Genomic DNA, 15474 nt, shown 5'->3' with positions numbered 1-15474 from the left:
TTATGAAGCTCAAAGTATGTGGAATGAAATATAACCCTAGGGAAGTTGCCGCTTTGCAGCCAGACTATTTGGGTTTTATTTTTTGGGACAAATCACCACGTTCCTTTGATGGGGAAATTCCGGAGCTATCGCGCAACATTAAAAAAGTTGGGGTTTTTGTAGACGCTTTACTTGATGAGATTATGGCCAAAATCAACAAGTACGGTTTACAGACGATACAATTGCATGGCAATGAGAGTCCGGAATTCTGTAAGGGGCTAAAACAGCACTACGCTCAAGGGCCGGTTGAAATCATTAAGGTATTTTCAATAAAGGATGATTTTGATTTTGAGTTATTGACCCCCTACGAAAACAGTTGCGACTACTATCTTTTTGATACCAAGGGGAAACTCCCAGGGGGCAATGGATATACTTTTGATTGGAAAGTCTTGAAAGATTACCCTTCCACCAAGCCCTTTTTTTTAAGCGGGGGTATCGGTCCGGAGGAGGTAGAATCCATCAGGGAATTTATGAAACGACCCGAAGCCAAATATTGCCATGCCATTGACGTTAACAGTAGGTTTGAAATAGAACCGGGGCTTAAAGAAATCGAGAAGCTAAAAAAGTTTAAAGATACATTGATGAAAAACGAAATAAACGTGACTTCCCCTTTGGGGAAAAGATCCGCCAATAGTCCTTATCATGCCAATGAAAAAGGATATTATGGGGAATTCGGAGGGGCTTTCATCCCTGAGATGCTCTATCCCAATACCGAGGAATTGCGCCAGAATTATATCCGAATCATGGAAGAACCTTCCTTTAAGAAGGAATTTGACCAGTTGTTGAAAGACTATGTGGGTAGACCTACCCCACTCTATTTTGCTGACCGTTTATCCAAAAAATACGGTGCCAAGATCTATCTGAAACGGGAAGATCTCTGCCATACCGGTGCACATAAGGTCAACAATACTATCGGTCAGATTTTGATGGCAAAAAAACTAGGTAAAAACAGAATCATTGCCGAAACTGGAGCAGGGCAACATGGGGTGGCCACGGCAACGGTATGCGCCCTTATGGGGATTGAATGTGTGGTTTACATGGGGGAAATCGATATTGCCCGCCAAGCCCCGAATGTAGCTCGGATGAAAATGTTGGGAGCAAAGGTACGGCCCGCTCTTTCTGGAAGTAGAACGTTGAAGGATGCTACCAATGAGGCCATACGGGATTGGATAAATAATCCCGTGGATACGCATTATATCATCGGTTCCGTTGTTGGACCACACCCCTACCCGGACATGGTGGCTCGGTTCCAATCCGTTATCTCGGAGGAAATCAAATGGCAGTTAAGGGAAAAGGAAGGTCGTGAAAATCCGGACTATATCGTGGCCTGTGTGGGCGGCGGAAGCAATGCGGCCGGGGCCTATTATCATTATCTGGATGATGGGGGTGTAGGTATCATCGCCGTGGAAGCTGCGGGTAAGGGAATCGATTCTGGTGAAAGTGCCGCTACCTCAGCCCTGGGCAAAATGGGTATCATCCATGGAAGCAAAACCTTGTTGATGCAGACCCAGGACGGACAGATTACGGAACCTTATTCCATTTCGGCCGGTTTGGACTATCCCGGGGTCGGCCCAATGCATGCCCATTTATTCCGATCGGGTCGTGGGGAATTTATTTCCATTACGGATGACGAAGCCATGACGGCAGGCCTGGAAGTGGCGCAATTGGAAGGTATAATTCCCGCCATTGAGACCTCCCATGCCTTTGCCATATTTGACCATAGGGAGTTTAAGCAGGATGATATTGTTGTAATCAATTTATCGGGCCGAGGTGACAAGGATTTACAGACTTATATCGATTATTTCAGATTATAGTGTTATATGTCATTCCTGCGAAGGCAGGAATCCACTTGAGGTCGATTATGTACCATTTTCATCACCAATATTATGTTTACATCCTTAGTAACAAGAAAAATGGTACGCTCTACATAGGAATGACAAATAACCTAGAAAGAAGGGTTTTAGAGCATAAAAACAAAATGACGGAAGGGTTTACTAAAAGATATGGCCTGGATAAATTGGTCTATTTTGAATCATATACGTATGTAAACGATGCCATCCTAAGAGAAAAGCGTTTGAAAAAATGGAAGAGAGAATGGAAAATAAAACTAATCGTTGAAGACAATCCGGAATGGAAAGATTTGGCCTATGATTGGTATAATTAGCAATTGATTCCTGCTTCCGCAGGAATGACCAAAAATGATGTTTTAATGAACAGAATCAACCAAAAATTAAAGGAAGACGGAAAACTGCTATCTCTCTATTTTACTGCAGGTTATCCCAATTTGGACGACACCGTGAAAATTATTGGCGAATTGGAGAAAAATGGAGTGGATATGATCGAAATCGGTTTGCCCTTCAGCGATCCTTTGGCAGATGGGCCTACCATCCAGGAGAGTTCTACAGCCGCACTCAAAAATGGAATGACTACTGAAATTCTTTTTGAGCAGTTGAAGGATATTCGCAAAACCATCTCCATTCCTTTGATCATCATGGGGTATTTTAATCCCGTTCTGCAATATGGGGTGGAGGCCTTTTGTAAAAAATGCCGGGAAATAGGTATAGATGGACTCATTCTTCCCGATCTTCCCTTTGATGTGTACCAAGAGGAGTATGAAAGCCTTTTTAAAAAGTACGGGCTTCTCAATACCTTTTTGATTACCCCCCAAACCAGTGATGAACGTATCCATCAAATTGACAATGCCTCCGAAGGATTCATTTATATGGTCAGTTCTGCAAGCACAACGGGCGCCAAACAGGGATTCGGGACGGAACAACAAAACTATTTTGAGCGGATTGCCTCTTTACACCTTAAAAATCCACAGATCGTTGGCTTTGGTATTAGTAATTCGGAGACTTTTGCACAGGCTACGGAAAAAGCAAAAGGTGCCATCATTGGTTCTGCATTCATAAAACATCTGACCCAAAACGGGGTTGATTCCATTGCTGATTTTGTTAAATCGATTCGGTGTTAAAGGATTTGGTCAACAATTGGAAGGTTGTTCTGCTCCTATGCCTTACTTTGGGATTGGCACCTTATTTTCCCGAACCCCACATTTTGGGAAAAATCAAATGGTTGGCTGGTGGGGGTATCGGAATGGGAGTTATGGACTGGTTTGATGTGCTATTCCATGGTTTTCCATTTGTACTCTTATTGAGATGGATTATTTTGAAGTTCAAAAATTGAAGAAAGTTCTAGATTTGCCAACGAATTTTCTACTTTTAAAATTCCAATTCACATATGTGTTCCATGAAAAAAACAACACTGTTTTTTACCTTTTTGTCTACCATTTCCATTTTTTCCCAGGATACCTTACAACTCAAATCACAGGTCGGTCAAAGTATCGATGAGCTTCGGGAATTTGTGGCTATCCCCAATGATGCACTGGATCATGCGGATATCAACCGGAATCTTACGTGGTTGACCAAAAAATTCAATGCAAGGGGCTTTAACTCCTCCATTCTTCCCACCGAAGGTGAGTCCCTGTTCTTTGCCGCTCTTCCCATGGAAGATGAAAAACCGACCATTTTGCTTTATATGCATTTTGATGGGCAGTCCGTGGACCCGACCCAATGGGATCAACCCGATCCCTACAAAGTCGTTGTGAAATCCGAAAGTGGAGATGGGTGGAAAACCGAATCGTTTGAAGACCTCAATGAAGACCTCAATTATGATTGGCGATTGTTCGGAAGGTCTACTTCGGACGATAAGGGGCCTATTGTTATGCTATTGAGCGCCATTGATCTGTTACAAAAAAACAATGTGGAAATCCCTTTTAACATCAAGGTTATTTTGGATAGTGAGGAGGAAAAAAGCAGCAAACCCTTACCCAAGGCCGTAAAGGAATACAGGGAACTCTTGGAAGCGGATTTTTTGGTCATCGCCGATGGACCGGTACATGTTTCGCAAAAGCCTACCTTGGTATACGGTTGTCGTGGAATCACCACAATGACCTTGACTACCTATGGGCCGATAAAACCACAACACAGTGGACATTATGGTAACTATGCCCCAAACCCTGGGTTCCTATTGGCAGAAGTGCTGGCCGGTATGAAGGATGAAAATGGCAAGGTCACCATAGATGGCTATTATGATGGTATTTCCTTGGACGACCCTACCTTGGAAATCCTGAAAAGTGTTCCCGACACCGCGGAAACCATAAATTCCAATCTCGCCATTAAAAGACCCGAGAAGGTTGGAAGTTTTTATCAAGAATCCCTACAATACCCTTCCTTGAACATAAGGGGCCTGGGATCAGGATGGATCGGGGATAATGCACGAACCATCGTACCCGCTACCGCTACGGCAGAATTGGATCTGCGGCTCGTTCCAGAGACCGATGGTAATCGCTTAAAAGGTTTGGTAAAAGGACACATAGAAAAACAAGGATTCTTCATCACCGATACCGTTCCCACCAAAAAGCAGCGCCTGGAATACGATAAAATAATGACCATCCAGGAGGGGTCGGTAATGGATGCTTTCCGCACGGACCTGGATAATCCGTATGGGACTTTTTTGGTCAATACATTAAAAAATGCCTTTGGAGAAGAAGTTGTCCAAATTCGGATTATGGGCGGTACCGTTCCGATCGCCCCTTTTATCAATGAATTGCAGATCCCGGCCTTTGTTGTTCCCATGGTGAACCCCGATAACAATCAACACAGTCCCAACGAGAACTTGAAAATCGGTCAACTGGCATACGGCATCAAGGCCTTTTATCAAATATTGCGCACATCACCCAATTGACCAAGATTCGAGGCCAATTTAACTGCAAATGATTTTGGTGAAGGATAGTTTCGAACCCTATCGTTTTAAAACAAAATCGAGTTAATTCATATTACAAAAGTGTTATCGCCCAAAACTAAAAGAAACATTGCGCGCATTATCCCCTTTGGACTTATTTGGTTGGTTTTGGGATTGGTTTTCCTAACTGTTGAACAGGTCATAATCGATAGTTCGGGTACATCTTCTTCCAGCGCCATTCGGGTAGATTTCGAAATTCTTGTTTTCGCGTGCCTGGCCGTAACCGGGGTGGGGCTTCTGGTAGGAGCCATTGAACTCTTGTTTTTAAATAAGCTATTTGCAAAAAAGAGTTTTTCTAAAAAAATCTTCTACAAATTCCTCATTTACTTGGTATTCTCGTTCATCATAATCCTGATAATGTTTCCAATCGCAGCCGCTATTGAACTTGAAACCCATGTATTGGATAACCAGGTATGGAAAAAATATCTTGATTTCCTTACCAGTGCCGAGTATTTAAGTACGTTATTACAAATGATGGTCTCCCTAGGCGTATCGCTTATGTACGGTGAAATAAGCGATAATATTGGTCATGGGGTCTTGATCAATTTCTTTACGGGAAAATACCATACGCCCAAGGAAGAGGAAAGAATATTTATGTTCGCCGACATGAAATCGTCCACAGCAATTGCGGAAACGTTGGGCCATGTAAAATACTTTAAGTTGCTAAGGACATATTACTTTGATCTTTCAAACGCCATTATCAATAGTTATGGGGAGGTATATCAATATGTAGGTGATGAGATCGTGGTGTCCTGGAAATTTGAAAAAGGAATACAAAATAACAATTGTATCCAATGCTTTTTCAATATGAAAAGGGATCTCGAGAAAAAATCGGAGCGGTACCAAAAGTATTTCGGTGTTTCCCCGGATTTTAAGGCCGGTTTTCATTTTGGAAAAGTAACTACAGGTGAAATCGGGGCGCTTAAAAAAGAAATAATATTTACGGGAGATGTTATGAATACGACGGCCAGAATTCAGTCCCTATGCAATGAACATCGTGTTGATATCATTGTTTCGGACCATCTATTGACCCATCTGGATCTTGGAAAGGAATTTAAGATCAAATCGTTAGGCGAGAACAAATTGAAAGGGAAAGAGAAAACAATTGACCTAAGTACCCTATTTAGGCATACGGCAACACCTTAAATCCCAAATGTCCCTGGTTTAATGGGATGTTTATCGTAAAATATCCTTGGATGTTATTCCATCTGGCCCTTGTCCGGAGCTTCGGTTACCTCCAAATAGGGAAACACCTTATCCACTTCTAACAAAAATATCCGCAAAGTATCACGGAAAATTGATGCCTTTGTGAGCTTCCTGTTACGCCATAATTGGATTTTTAGGCAAACTTAAAAACAGAGAAAATGAAAAAGATCTATGTATTACCAATTTTAGCACTTCTGCTGTTGGCAGCAAGTTGTGAAGATGACAACGAGGCCGTTGCTCCAGAGGAGGAGGTAGAGGTGGTACCGGTAGCGGGTACTATCTCCGGGGGGCCTTTTTACTTTTGTGTTGACGGCACTTCGGATTTTGTAAGCGATGTCTCCATAGACAATACGGATGCTGTTGGTGCCAATAGCACCTGGGTCATTACCGATGAGGATGGAAACATACTTGGTCTTCCATCTACGCTGGACGATGTAGGCGGCGTTGATTTTGACGGAGCAGGACCAGGGATTTGTTTTATCTGGTACCTACGTTACGAAGATGGCCTTGTAGGTGCGGAAATGGGCATGAATGTGGATGACCTGGAGGGAACCTTTGACCTTTCCAATTCCATAGAAGTAACCCGTAGTCAACCCAATGCGGGAACCCTTTCAGGAGGACCCTATGAATTTACGGTTGACGGTACACCGGACTTTGTGACGGAACTGTCCCTAGACGATACGGATGTAGCCGGCACCAATAGTACCTGGGTCATCACGGATGACGAAGGGAGTATCCTTGGTCTACCGCCTACCTTGGAGGCCGTTAAGGGTGTGGATTTTGATGGGGCCGGACCAGGAGTCTGCTTTATCTGGTATCTTCGCTATGAAGATGGTCTTGTAGGTGCCGAAATGGGTATGAATGCCAATGATTTGGAAGGATGTTTTAGCCTTTCCAATTCAGTACAGGTAACACGGCTAATGGGAGCCAATGCCGGTGAAATTGCAGGTGGTCCATATGATTTTTGTATTGACGGAACCCCTGATTTTGTAGATGGAATTACACTCGATAGCTCAGAAGCCTATGGAAGCGAGAGCTCTTGGGTCATTACCGACGATGAAGGAAACATTTTAGGACTGCCACCAACTCTGGATGCTGTTAAAGGTGTGGATTTCGATGGCGCCGGCCCAGGTGTTTGCCTTATTTGGTACTTACGTTATGAAGGTGATTTGGAAGGAGCCGAAGTGGGCATGAACGCCAATAATTTAAAAGGAAATTTTGATCTCTCCAATCCTTTGACCGTCAATCGTAGAAAAACAAAAGCTGGAACCCTATACGGTGGCCCCTTTACCTTTAAGGTTGATGGTACCCCGGATATGGTAAGCGGGATTACTTTGGATGCCTCCGAAGCTTCCGGAACCAATAGTACTTGGGTGATTACGGACGATTCAGGAAAGATTTTAGGTCTTCCGCCGACCCTTGAAGCCGTTGAGGGTGTTAATTTTGATGATGCAGGCGTTGGTGTATGCCTAATCTGGTACTTGCGTTATGAAGATGGCCTAAAAGGAGCCGAAATGGGCATGAATGCCAACGATTTGGAAGGATGTTTTGATTTATCAAATTATATTAAGGTAACCAGGGAATTGCCCCATTAAAAAACAAATAAAACAATATGCTAAGAAAGCCCGGCAAATGCTAATCATTTGCGGGGCTTTCCATTTTCTTATGGAATAGAAAAAGGGGTTATGCCGAGTTTCTGCTCGCATTAATGTTTCCATACAGTGATCGGGTCACGATTTTTTCGTACAAATCCCTATGGTCGGCATTCTGTCCAATTTTTTGAAGCGCATATTGTTGAATGACCAATAAGGGCAGTACAATGTTCTCCCGAATCTTGACCGATTCCCTGGACAGTTCCTCATCCTGCATTAAAATGGTATAGCCTGAAATGAGCAGCAACATCTCCTTGGAGAGCTTGTACTCCTCATGAAGAATATTCCAAAAATCACTATAGGCCTTGTCTTCCTTCATATAGCTGGTAAGCTCAAAATAGCATTTGGACAGGGACATCATACTATTGAGCATCAATGCTTTAAAAAAGGGTACTTCTTTATAGAGCTTCTTAACCTCACCTATTCTACCATTATCCTTGAGTGTCTTTATTGCTGTGCCCAAACCAAAATAACCCGGCACGTTCTGTTTCAATTGGCTCCAGGAACCCACAAAGGATATGGCCCTAAGGTCGGTAAGTTCCAGTTTTTTCTTATTTCCCCTTTTTCCCGGTCTACTCCCTATATTGGCCTTGGTATAGTATTTTAAGGTACTTCGGTTTTCCAAATATGGGATGAACATCTCATGGTTCTTTAGGGCATCGTATTTGGCAAAACTTAATTCCGATAATTCCTCTATCAATTTTCTCGATGCTCTTGAAATAACATGCTCTTTTCCAAATAGATTATTGGATAATCCCGCAGTAAGCAGCTGTTCGGAATTGTGCATAAACTGTTCCTTGTTTCCATACGTACTGGTTATGGTCTGACCCTGTATGGTAAGTTGTATCTCATGATTGGCCACATCCTTGGTCTGTGCCGCATAGAACCGATGCGTCTTGCCCCCTCCCCTGGCCGGCGGCCCACCACGTCCATCAAAGAAAATGGCCCGTATTCCATTTTTCTTGCACACCTTGGACAAGGTTTCCTTGGTCTTTAAAATGGACCAGTTGGCCTTTAAGTATCCTCCGTCCTTGGTGCCATCGGAAAAGCCCAGCATCATGGTATGGGTCCCGTTCCTGCGTTCCAAATGTGCTTTATACTCTGGCAAGTCAAAAAGTGATTGCATTACACCCTCCGAGTTCTCCATCCCTTTCATGGTCTCAAAAAGCGGGACAATATCAAAACTGATCTTGTCTGCCTCCCAGCCACACCATCTGAACAACCCATATACAAAAAGTACGGAAAAAATGTCCTCGGAGTTACTTATGATATAACGGTTGCAACCTTCCTCTCCATTCTTTTTCTGGATGTCCGCCAATTGTGCGATATTTTGGATGGTATCCTTAACAATCGCATCTTCAAAGTCTGCCGGATCCAATGTCCATTTTTCTTTTAAGAGGACACGGGTCATTTGGGTATCCGTAAGCTCGTTCAATTCCTCCTTGATCACTCCTTTTTGCTTGAGAACGCTTTCCACCACCAGTTTATGCTTGCTATGATCTTGGCGAATGTCCAGCGTAGCAAAGTGGGTCTTAAAAATTCTCACTTTGTCTATAAAATGATCGAGTTCCTTTACATACAGGGAATGGTAGTCATTTACCAATATATCACGGATATCACCCAATGGCCCAATGATATCATCATAGTCCATGGGTTTTTGGGAATCGAACATGGCAATGTAAAGATTGTCGCGAAGGCTGTTCAAAGGTTGTCGTACACGTTTAAAGGTCAGCTTCTTGCGCAATCGCTTCAAATCATTATAATAGCACTTCATCAATGTAATGCGGAGTTCATCCGCTACGGCTTTGGTCATATCGGCGGTAACAAACGGATTGCCATCCCGATCTCCACCTGGCCAAAAGCCCAATTTCATGATATTGTAATTGTCAAAGTCATCATCCTTGATGTTGTTCTTGATGTAGGCAAAAAGCTCGCCCATGGCATCATAATATACATTTCTAAGAATGTAAATAATGTTCTTGGCCTCATCCAAAGGGGTAGGCTTTTGCGCATTGATCAAGGAAGTAAGTCCCAATTGCTGCAGCGTTAAATCGATGTCATTGATACTATCCTCAAGAATTAGGGAGCGTAAGTCCTCCATAATATCCAGAACGGCCGGGGTATAGAATTGGGTAGGGTGTGCGGTAAGCACTATGCGGGCACTAAATGTGGACAATTTCTTGGCGATCTTGTCCCAGCTTTTGTTTTCGTTCACTAGTTGAAAATAATCCTTTATGGACAGGGAAGTCGTATGCTGGTGCAACTTGGGAAAGGCCGCATCCTCAACACTGTCATAAAGCACCACTTGCCTTTCTACGTACTGGATGATACGGAACATGAAGTCTATCCTATGCTTTTCGGACTCAACATTGGCGTAGTTCTGAAAGAAGGCATCCAATATTTCCTGTGGTTTTTTGCCGGATTTCAATCCCTTTTCGCATTGTTCAAAGAGCAATGGAATCAACATACCCACATTTTCAATATTTCGATAGGGAAGATTAAGGAACAGGCTGTTGTAAACGTTGAATCGATTAGTGACCGATTTCTTGAACTCCTCTAATTTTTCAGATCGTTGCATAAAATGGATAACTATTGAACTTTAGGTGATTTGCTTATAAGACCAAGATGGTAAATATCAACATTATTGGGCAATTCCCCGTAGATTTCCTATCAAAATAACAAAATTGGACATGGATACCATAAAATGAACAAGGCAACTTATTCAATACCAAAGACATCGACCTAAAAAAATGCCTTGTACTGCAATATTCTAAAATCCAAGGTGTTGAAATCGGGATTTTCCCTTTTCTTTTTCTTATAGGCCTCTAAGCTTCCTACAGCTCGGTTTGCCGCTCCGGAAGGTGCCGTTAGCGAAACTGTTTTTATGGTTCTTTGTGTATGGGGCAGTGTAAAGGAATGGATTCTGGGAATTTCGGCGGAAACCAAGTTCAATTCCAAATTGAACGTTTTTAAGTGTCTTCTAAAAAAGTATTCTGGTCCATTTTTACTATTACCACCGGTGAATAAAAGCATATCCACCTTGGGCAATTCCTTTAAATGGCCTACTAGGTTCCGAAGCTTTATGTTGCTCATCCCTAAATCGGAAGCGTCTATTTTTTCTCTTTCCGCACTTTCAACGATATCACAAATACCGATTTTTTTATCCCTCAAAAAATCCATACGCTGTCTTACGGCTTCTTCGGAAGTCTCAAATTTTAGGTCGAGCTTAAAAATACGATCTAGAATAGGCCAAAGCTGTCCATCCCTACTGCCGTAACAAAAATCCACATCTCCTTTCTTTAAATCCCGCATGGTAAATCTGGGAGGTGGCAATGTTCCCACAATAAGCTTGGTGGCTTCCGGAAAAAGGAATGGTTGATAGGGGTGGGTATGTAAAAACATGTAGGATATCTTAAACCAAGATGTTTTGTCCTTTTACAAAGGATTGCATTTATAATAGCAATTTCGTAAATTAAGACTTATTTCTTTAAAACAAAACTTATGGGGAAAGGGGATATCAAAACCAGAAGAGGAAAAATAGCCAACCGATCATTCGGTGCCAGGAGGCCCAGAAAAATCAAAAAAAGGGCAACTGTTGAGGAAAAAATAAGCGTTTCAAAAAAGAAATAACCTAATAATCTATTCGAAAGTTTAGGTTTACATTGCCTTCCTCGGTAATATCAAGTTCATAGGTATAGAATCCTATGGGCAAGGGAGTCTCCCCTACAAAATCAATGGGTTGCAAGGTAAACGTTTCCTCTCCCGACCTGATTTGAATAAATGCATATTGATAGGCCGTTTCGTACTCAAAATATCCGGAATAGTCGCCTGACGATACATTTTTATGAACTTCCTCCGCATCAGCAACCTGGACCTCATCGAAGGCTATATTACTGGTATTTTTTATGCGGATGTTCACGGCGTCAACGTCATCGTCCCTATCCGTGCAGCCCACAACCAAAACCGCTAAAGCCAAAATAAAAAATTGTCTCATCCCCATTTTATAAAAAGATGTTATAAGGATAAAACGGTTGCTTTGGAAAAATATTCTATCGGATGAAAACTGGCTGATTTTCCCTTAAGGTATGTTCCTTGCTATACAGATAATCATCATAATCGAATCCCTTAACGTCGTCCAACGTTTTTGCATCCGTATCCAAGATATAGCGGACCATGGAACCCCGGGCCTTTTTTGCGAAAAAGCTAATTACCTTAAGCTTATCGTTCTTCCAATCCTTAAAAATGGGAGTAACGACAGAAACTTTTAAGGCCTTCTCGTCAATGGCTCCAAAATATTCATTGCTGGCCAGGTTTAGAAAGAGTTCGTCATTTTCCATTTCGGAATTCAGGTGTGCGGTCAATTCCTTTTTCCAGAATTCGTATAAATTCTTTTTTCGGTTCACTCTAAGCTGGGTTCCCATTTCCAAACGGTAGGGTTGCACAAGATCCAAAGGTCTAAGAATGCCATATAGGCCTGAAAGGATGCGAAGCGTATCCTGTAGCTTTTGTAATTTCTCCTCGGGAATGGTATAGGCATCCAACCCCTGATATACATCTCCATTAAAGGCATACATGGCCGGGCGTGCATTCTCTGGTGTAAAGGGTATGGTGAAATTTTGATTCCGTTCCCAATTCAACTGGGCCAAATTATCCGAAATATTCATTAATTTGGATAATGCCTTGGGTCTTTTCTTGAGCAAAACCTTGTTGAGTTTTTTGGATTGTTCCAAAAACTGGGGCTCTGAATACTGTGAGCTCGGTAGTTCACTTTCAAAGTTGAGCGACTTGGCAGGGGAAATTACGATTTTCATCTGTTTCTAGGTTTAGACAGACTAAAAATAGCAATGATTTTTGGGATAATTGCTTCATATATGGAAAGAGTTTTCGATAGCTGTATTTGAAAAAATAATACCGTAAAGCCCGGAAAATTGTTTTGAAACTATTTTTTCCGTGCAAGTCTTCCTATAAATCCTATGATTTACCCCTACTTTGCTTGGAATACCCCCGCCACTTTTCGATACATTGCACCATATCGTCCGGAATCTCGGAATCGAACTGCATTTGTTTTCCGGTTTTGGGATGTACAAAACCCAATGTCTTGGCATGTAGGGCCTGGCGAGGTAAGACCTTGAAACAATTTTCCACAAACTGTCTATATTTTGTGAAGACCGTTCCCTTTAGAATTCGATCTCCACCATATCGGGCATCGTTGAACAGTGTGTGGCCTACGTGTTTCATATGGACCCTAATCTGGTGGGTTCGACCTGTCTCCAATTTACAGGAAACCATGGTAACATATCCCAAACGTTCCAGTACCTTATAGTGCGTAATGGCTTCCTTGCCTTCATCCCCTTCCGGAAATACCTGCATTTGTAATCGGTTTTTGGGATTTCGCCCAATATGGCCCTCTATTTTTCCCGTATCATTTTCTACATTGCCCCAGACCAAGGCTATATACTCACGTTCAGAAGTCTTGTCGAAAAACTGTTTGGCCAGATGGGTCATGGCCGCTTCTGTCTTGGCTACCACCAAAAGTCCAGAGGTATCCTTATCTATACGATGCACCAATCCTGGACGTTCATTGCTATTAATCGGGAGATTATCAAAGTGATGAATAAGCCCATTGATCAACGTGCCCGAATAATTGCCGTGACCCGGATGGACCACCATTCCGGGAGGTTTATTGACAATCAGTAAAGTCTCGTCCTCATATACGATGTTTAGCGGAATATCTTCCGGAACCAATAGGAACTCATGCGGGGGATGCTCAAAAAGTACTTTTACCTCATCACCGGCCTTTACCTTGTAATTCTGTTTGACAATGGAATCGTTTACCCAAATATTTCCTGTTTTGGCCGCTTGTTGAATTTTGTTTCGTGTGGCATTTTCTATGAAGTTCATCAAAAATTTGTCCACCCGTAAGGGTTCCTGCCCTTTTGAGGCCACAAATCTGTAATGCTCAAACAGCTCGTCCCCATCAAGTTCACGAGTACCTTGTTCTTCCATAGTCTTTAGTTGGACTCTGCCTGGATCCGTGCACTATCCGGAATAGTCCCATTTCCACAGACCAGCTCTATTTTAGAAGTTTTTGGCAATTTATCGCCCGGCTTTATGTCCTTCCCCTTGTGCTTAATATAGTATACCATGTCCTTTCCCAACTGATCAATGTAGGTCACCCGTTGCACATCCAGACCTACGGCCCGCAACATGGAAGAGGCGTTCCTTTGGGTCACTTGGATAATATTGGGTACGGTAACCTTTTTGTATCCGGAAGGGTTTACGGTAAAATAAATCTTCCGGTTTTCCTTTACCTTGCTACCGGCGGATGGGTCTTGTTCCGTGATGGAGAATCTAGGATATGTGGGATCGTAGTTAGCGGAATCCAATACTTCATATCGCAATCCGGCCTCCTCCACCGCATCTCGCATTTCCATGACCGACATTTTGGAAAAATCGGGTACAATAACAAATTCCCCATGGTTTGTGGTACTGTTCAACCAACGAAGGCATAAAAATATAAGACCTATCAAAACTATCAGGGATAAGCCGATCTGTACCAAAAAGGTTTTGCTCCTTAGAAAATTGAAAAAACTTCTCATGGTCGAATAATCGTCGGACAAAGATAGGAAATGAGCCAAAACAAATGGTTTTAACCCTTTAAAAGTTGATGTATCCCATCTTTGCCCCATAAAAAATTAATCCGTGGTTATGCCATGGAATTGTTTTTTACTTATTTTGGGCTTTGGATGGCTTGGCCTCACGAACTTCCAATTGCACTGTACATATGAAAAAAAGCATCGCCATAATTATGGGCGGGTATTCCAGTGAGTATCGGATTTCCCTAAAAAGTGGAAATGTGGTTTACGAATATTTGGACAAGACTAAATTTGATGCCTACCGAATCCATATTTTTAAGGAAAAGTGGGTCTATGTTGACGGTTCGGAAAACGAGATTCCTATAAATCGTCATGATTTTTCGGTTACTGTTGACAATGATACTATTCATTTTGACTGTGTTTTTAACGCAATTCACGGTACACCAGGTGAAGATGGCCTGATGCAGGCCTACTTTGAGTTGTTGGGCATTCCCCATACTTCCTGTAATCACTACCAATCGGCGCTGACCTTTAATAAGCGTGATCTTCTTAGCGTTTTGACGCCCTACGGCATAAAATCGGCGGCTTCCTTTTACTTGAATCTTGGAGATACCATAGATGAGGATGCCATTATTGAACAAGTGTCGCTACCTTGCTTCGTAAAGGCGAACCGTGCGGGAAGTAGCTTTGGCATGTCCAAGGTCTACAGGAAAGAAGATCTAAGGCAGGCCATTGATAAGGCATATCAGGAGGATGATGAAATCCTTATTGAGGCATTCTTGGATGGAACGGAAGTCTCCGTAGGAGTAATTACCTTTAATGGAAAGACCAAGGTATTGCCCATTACCGAGATAACCACGGAAAATGACTTTTTTGATTATGAGGCCAAGTATGAAGGAAAGTCCCAGGAAATTACACCTGCCCGAATATCCGATGATCAAGAAAAAAGGGTTACTGAATTGGCCAAGCGTGCCTATGAGGTCATTAAGATGAAAGGGTTTTCTAGAAGTGAGTTTATTTTTATGGGCGACGAGCCCTATATGCTGGAAATGAACACCACACCAGGGCTTACCAAGGAAAGTATTCTTCCCGAACAGGCACGGGTAGCCGGGATATCCCTTTCGGCCCTTTTTGAAAGTGCCATTACCGAGGCTTTACGGGAAAATACCTAACTTTAA

Annotated in this window: 15 protein-coding genes and 1 pseudogene; 10 read left to right on the top strand and 6 right to left on the bottom strand. The window is 42.5% G+C overall.

Annotated features, from left to right (window positions below; translation table 11 throughout):
- Positions 1–2 precede the first annotated feature (2 nt).
- From ACO06Y_RS11360 to ACO06Y_RS11325, 8 genes and pseudogenes are all read left to right on the top strand, one after another.
- Positions 3–596 (top strand): annotated as a pseudogene (locus ACO06Y_RS11360) (phosphoribosylanthranilate isomerase); the annotation flags it as partial.
- Positions 597–620: 24 nt separating this feature from the next.
- Complete coding sequence (trpB, locus tag ACO06Y_RS11355) at positions 621–1853, top strand: tryptophan synthase subunit beta (protein ID WP_422084170.1); 1233 nt, start codon at positions 621–623, stop codon at positions 1851–1853.
- A gap of 47 nt (positions 1854–1900) precedes the next feature.
- Positions 1901–2203 (top strand): GIY-YIG nuclease family protein, encoded by a 303-nt coding sequence (locus ACO06Y_RS11350; protein ID WP_422083949.1) that lies wholly within the window; start codon positions 1901–1903, stop codon positions 2201–2203.
- A 45-nt stretch (positions 2204–2248) separates the two neighbouring features.
- On the top strand, positions 2249–3013 hold the full coding sequence (gene trpA, locus ACO06Y_RS11345; RefSeq protein WP_422083948.1) for a tryptophan synthase subunit alpha: 765 nt from the start codon (positions 2249–2251) through the stop codon (positions 3011–3013).
- On the top strand, positions 3007–3225 hold the full coding sequence (locus ACO06Y_RS11340; protein WP_422083947.1) for a hypothetical protein: 219 nt from the start codon (positions 3007–3009) through the stop codon (positions 3223–3225). Before trpA ends, ACO06Y_RS11340 begins: the two co-directional genes overlap by 7 nt.
- A gap of 63 nt (positions 3226–3288) precedes the next feature.
- Positions 3289–4785 (top strand): M20/M25/M40 family metallo-hydrolase, encoded by a 1497-nt coding sequence (locus tag ACO06Y_RS11335; protein ID WP_422083946.1) that lies wholly within the window; start codon positions 3289–3291, stop codon positions 4783–4785.
- A 99-nt stretch (positions 4786–4884) separates the two neighbouring features.
- Positions 4885–5988: an adenylate/guanylate cyclase domain-containing protein gene (locus ACO06Y_RS11330; RefSeq protein WP_422083945.1), complete on the top strand. Its 1104-nt coding sequence runs from the start codon at positions 4885–4887 to the stop codon at positions 5986–5988.
- Positions 5989–6206: 218 nt separating this feature from the next.
- On the top strand, positions 6207–7643 hold the full coding sequence (locus ACO06Y_RS11325; RefSeq protein ID WP_422083944.1) for a hypothetical protein: 1437 nt from the start codon (positions 6207–6209) through the stop codon (positions 7641–7643).
- An 88-nt stretch (positions 7644–7731) separates the two neighbouring features.
- Here ACO06Y_RS11325 and ACO06Y_RS11320 read toward each other — a convergent pair whose 3' ends face one another.
- Positions 7732–10278 carry a phosphoenolpyruvate carboxylase gene (locus ACO06Y_RS11320; RefSeq protein WP_422083943.1) on the bottom strand — a complete coding sequence of 849 codons (2547 nt, stop codon included), beginning with the start codon at positions 10276–10278 and terminating at the stop codon, positions 7732–7734.
- Between the two features lie 164 nt (positions 10279–10442).
- The gene (locus tag ACO06Y_RS11315) at positions 10443–11102 is read right to left on the bottom strand and encodes a uracil-DNA glycosylase family protein (RefSeq protein ID WP_422083942.1); all 660 of its coding nucleotides are present in this window, start codon (positions 11100–11102) and stop codon (positions 10443–10445) included.
- Positions 11103–11201: 99 nt separating this feature from the next.
- Here ACO06Y_RS11315 and ACO06Y_RS11310 point away from each other — a divergent pair, with 99 nt between their 5' ends.
- A complete protein-coding gene (locus ACO06Y_RS11310) occupies positions 11202–11330 on the top strand; it encodes a 30S ribosomal protein THX (protein WP_422083941.1) in 129 nt (42 codons plus the stop codon).
- A 1-nt stretch (position 11331) separates the two neighbouring features.
- Here the strand turns inward: ACO06Y_RS11310 and ACO06Y_RS11305 are convergent, their stop codons facing one another.
- The 4 genes from ACO06Y_RS11305 to ACO06Y_RS11290 all read right to left on the bottom strand — a co-directional run bounded on the left by ACO06Y_RS11305 (position 11332) and on the right by ACO06Y_RS11290 (position 14299).
- On the bottom strand, positions 11332–11694 hold the full coding sequence (locus ACO06Y_RS11305) for a hypothetical protein (protein WP_422083940.1): 363 nt from the start codon (positions 11692–11694) through the stop codon (positions 11332–11334).
- A 55-nt stretch (positions 11695–11749) separates the two neighbouring features.
- Positions 11750–12511: a peroxide stress protein YaaA gene (yaaA, locus tag ACO06Y_RS11300; protein ID WP_422083939.1), complete on the bottom strand. Its 762-nt coding sequence runs from the start codon at positions 12509–12511 to the stop codon at positions 11750–11752.
- A 160-nt stretch (positions 12512–12671) separates the two neighbouring features.
- Positions 12672–13706, bottom strand: a complete 1035-nt coding sequence (locus tag ACO06Y_RS11295; protein WP_422083938.1) for an RluA family pseudouridine synthase — start codon at positions 13704–13706, stop codon at positions 12672–12674.
- Between the two features lie 5 nt (positions 13707–13711).
- Entirely contained in the window at positions 13712–14299 is a 588-nt protein-coding gene (locus ACO06Y_RS11290) for a PASTA domain-containing protein (protein ID WP_422083937.1), read from the bottom strand.
- 185 nt (positions 14300–14484) lie between these two features.
- On the opposite strand from ACO06Y_RS11290, the gene ACO06Y_RS11285 reads away from it, so the two are divergent.
- Positions 14485–15468, top strand: a complete 984-nt coding sequence (locus tag ACO06Y_RS11285; RefSeq protein WP_422083936.1) for a D-alanine--D-alanine ligase — start codon at positions 14485–14487, stop codon at positions 15466–15468.
- Positions 15469–15474 lie beyond the last annotated feature (6 nt).

It is taken from the genome of Ulvibacterium sp. (genome assembly GCF_965228935.1).
Taxonomy (GTDB): domain Bacteria; phylum Bacteroidota; class Bacteroidia; order Flavobacteriales; family Flavobacteriaceae; genus Ulvibacterium.
This window is presented reverse-complemented; position numbering and strand designations above follow the sequence as displayed.

Excerpts from the sequence above, each read along its gene's own strand:
- trpB (WP_422084170.1), top strand. The coding sequence starts at position 621 with ATGAAAAACGAAATAAACGTGACTTCCCCTTTGGGGAAAAGATCCGCC.
- ACO06Y_RS11350 (WP_422083949.1), top strand. The coding sequence starts at position 1,901 with ATGTACCATTTTCATCACCAATATTATGTTTACATCCTTAGTAACAAG.
- trpA (WP_422083948.1), top strand. The coding sequence starts at position 2,249 with ATGAACAGAATCAACCAAAAATTAAAGGAAGACGGAAAACTGCTATCT.
- ACO06Y_RS11335 (WP_422083946.1), top strand. The coding sequence starts at position 3,289 with ATGAAAAAAACAACACTGTTTTTTACCTTTTTGTCTACCATTTCCATT.
- ACO06Y_RS11325 (WP_422083944.1), top strand. The coding sequence starts at position 6,207 with ATGAAAAAGATCTATGTATTACCAATTTTAGCACTTCTGCTGTTGGCA.
- ACO06Y_RS11320 (WP_422083943.1), bottom strand. The coding sequence starts at position 10,278 with ATGCAACGATCTGAAAAATTAGAGGAGTTCAAGAAATCGGTCACTAAT.
- ACO06Y_RS11315 (WP_422083942.1), bottom strand. The coding sequence starts at position 11,102 with ATGTTTTTACATACCCACCCCTATCAACCATTCCTTTTTCCGGAAGCC.
- ACO06Y_RS11310 (WP_422083941.1), top strand. The coding sequence starts at position 11,202 with ATGGGGAAAGGGGATATCAAAACCAGAAGAGGAAAAATAGCCAACCGA.
- ACO06Y_RS11305 (WP_422083940.1), bottom strand. The coding sequence starts at position 11,694 with ATGAGACAATTTTTTATTTTGGCTTTAGCGGTTTTGGTTGTGGGCTGC.
- yaaA (WP_422083939.1), bottom strand. The coding sequence starts at position 12,511 with ATGAAAATCGTAATTTCCCCTGCCAAGTCGCTCAACTTTGAAAGTGAA.
- ACO06Y_RS11295 (WP_422083938.1), bottom strand. The coding sequence starts at position 13,706 with ATGGAAGAACAAGGTACTCGTGAACTTGATGGGGACGAGCTGTTTGAG.
- ACO06Y_RS11290 (WP_422083937.1), bottom strand. The coding sequence starts at position 14,299 with ATGAGAAGTTTTTTCAATTTTCTAAGGAGCAAAACCTTTTTGGTACAG.
- ACO06Y_RS11285 (WP_422083936.1), top strand. The coding sequence starts at position 14,485 with ATGAAAAAAAGCATCGCCATAATTATGGGCGGGTATTCCAGTGAGTAT.